The sequence below is a fragment of the Mycobacterium sp. TH-M116 genome, assembly GCF_057473685.1.
In genome coordinates, this window is the sequence record NZ_JBYCLC010000402.1 from 1 (window position 1) to 2046 (window position 2046).

A 2046-nucleotide genomic window follows, 5' to 3' on the forward strand; every position below is an offset into this window, starting at 1 on the left:
CACAACCGCGGAGCCAACGCGATCGTCGGGATGCGGTTCGACACCACCGAGATCGGCGACGGGCTGACCGAGATCTGCGCCTACGGCACGGCAGTGCGTGCGGTGCATGGATTACATCGGTCACAACGGTAAGCCGATCGTGGATCGGGTGTCGACCGGGGATGCGGCCCGGCGTGTCGAGGGTGTGACGCGCGTTCCTATATCGAAGGCGCTCGCGCATGAGGTGATCAGTCTTTCGTACGGTTTTTTCACGCCGTTGACCGGTTTCATGTCCCGGGCGCAGGTGGATGGGACGTTGAACGACATGGCGTTGCCGGATGGCACGTTGTGGAGCATCCCCATCGTGTTCGACATGTCGAACGAGGACATCACCAAGTTCGGGGTCACAGAGGGCTCCAGTGTGGTGTTGGAGTATCTGGGCGCCCCGATGGCGATCTTCGACGTCGCCGAGATCTACGCATACGACCATGAGCAGATGGCGCAAAAGACCTACGGCACCAGCGATCCGCGCCATCCCGGTGTCAAGAAGATGTTGGCATACCAGGACAGGTTCCTTGGCGGTGACATCACCCTGATCAACGAGCCGGTGTTCAACGAGCCGTTCAAGAGTTTCTGGTTGACCCCCAAGGCGCACCGCGAGGTGGCGCAGAAAAAGGGCTGGCAGCACGTTGTGGCCCATCAGACCCGCAACGTTCCCCACACCGGCCATGAGGCACTGATGAAACAGGCATGGTTCGCCGCGAACGAGGACCTGCCGGTCGACACGCTCAAGACGGGGGTCCTGGTCAACGCCATCATGGGGCAAAAGCGCGTCGGGGACTACATCGACGAGGCGATCCTGTTGGCGCAGAACGCGTTGCGCACCAGTGGATATTTCCGCGAAGACGTGCACATGGTCTCGTTCACGCTGTGGGACATGCGCTACGCGGGCCCGCGCGAGGCGCTGTTTCACGCCATCTTGAGAACGAACCTCGGCTGCTCGCACCACATGTTCGGCCGCGATCACGCAGGCGTCGGCGATTTCTACGGCCCCTACGATGCACAGAACCTCCTGACCCAATACCGCGACAAGCTCTCGCTCAAGCCGGTCTTTCTGCGCGAGAACTGGTTCAGCCCCGAGTGCGGGGACATCGAAAGTTCCTCCCTGTGCGGTTTTGACGACACCGCACAAAGTTTCAGCGGCAGTTTGATCAGAAGCATCCTGACCGACGAGGTCAAACCCACCCGGATGGTCATGCGCCCAGAAGTGTTCGACGTCGTCATGGACGCCGCCACACAACACGGAAAAGGCTCGCCCTTCGTCAACGACGAGTACCTCAAAGACCGCCTCCCGATCTTCACGCTGAACCAACTGGAAGGATTGCGCTGACGGGCGTCGTTAGGCTGACCCTGGTGTCGCACGCGGTGACCGACGCCATGGTGGCCGAGCGTTTCCCGGCCGACGAGCCGATCAACGCCCTCGGCTGGCGACAGCTCGAAGCGATGTCCGGCCTGGACACCCAAGGACTGGCCGGCACCAAGGTGCGCCAGCTCGCCGGGCCCGAACAGCGTGTCTACCAAACCGCCAAATTGCTGGGGTTGCAGGCCGCAACAGAGCCGAGGTTGGCCGACCTGGATTGCGGGTGGTGGCGCGGCAAGGCGCTTTGGGATGTCCGCCCCGCCGACCTGGAGCAGTGGCTCACCGAACCGGCCCGCGCGCCGCACGGGGGCGAGTCGATCCTCGAGCTGATCGACCGGGTGGGCGACTGGCTGGAGTCAGTGGAACAGGGTCCGCCTGGTGATCCGTCGCGGACGGTGGCGGTGACCCACCCGGCAGTGGTTCGCGCGGCGATCCTGCTGGCCCTTGACGTTCCCCCGACATCGTTTTGGCGGATAGACGTCGCGCCGCTCAGCCGCATCGTCTTGCACTGCCGGAAGGGCCGCTGGCGGCTACGGCTGTAACCGGTCAGCGCGGGGCGATCAACGCGAACACCTGTTTGGCGATGGTCAGCATCCACCCGGTCACGGTCGGCCCGTGGTCGCGGGGCCAGTTCAGCTGAAAGCTGA

Annotated in this window: 4 protein-coding genes; 3 read left to right on the forward strand and 1 reads right to left on the reverse strand. The window is 63.4% G+C overall.

The features are described from left to right. From AC2VOK_RS20720 to AC2VOK_RS20730, 3 genes are all read left to right on the forward strand, one after another. On the forward strand, positions 1–132 hold a 132-nt coding region (locus AC2VOK_RS20720; RefSeq protein ID WP_428902118.1), incomplete at its 5' end, for a heavy metal-binding domain-containing protein. Then, entirely contained in the window at positions 107–1369 is a 1263-nt protein-coding gene (gene sat, locus AC2VOK_RS20725; RefSeq protein WP_428902117.1) for a sulfate adenylyltransferase, read from the forward strand. The genes AC2VOK_RS20720 and sat, both read left to right, overlap by 26 nt. Next, positions 1366–1941: a histidine phosphatase family protein gene (locus tag AC2VOK_RS20730; RefSeq protein WP_428902119.1), complete on the forward strand. Its 576-nt coding sequence runs from the start codon at positions 1366–1368 to the stop codon at positions 1939–1941. The genes sat and AC2VOK_RS20730 overlap by 4 nt, the downstream gene beginning before the upstream one ends. A 4-nt stretch (positions 1942–1945) precedes the next feature. Here AC2VOK_RS20730 and AC2VOK_RS20735 read toward each other — a convergent pair. Beyond that, the coding region (locus tag AC2VOK_RS20735) for a hypothetical protein (RefSeq protein ID WP_428902120.1) at positions 1946–2046 on the reverse strand (101 nt) is incomplete at its 5' end.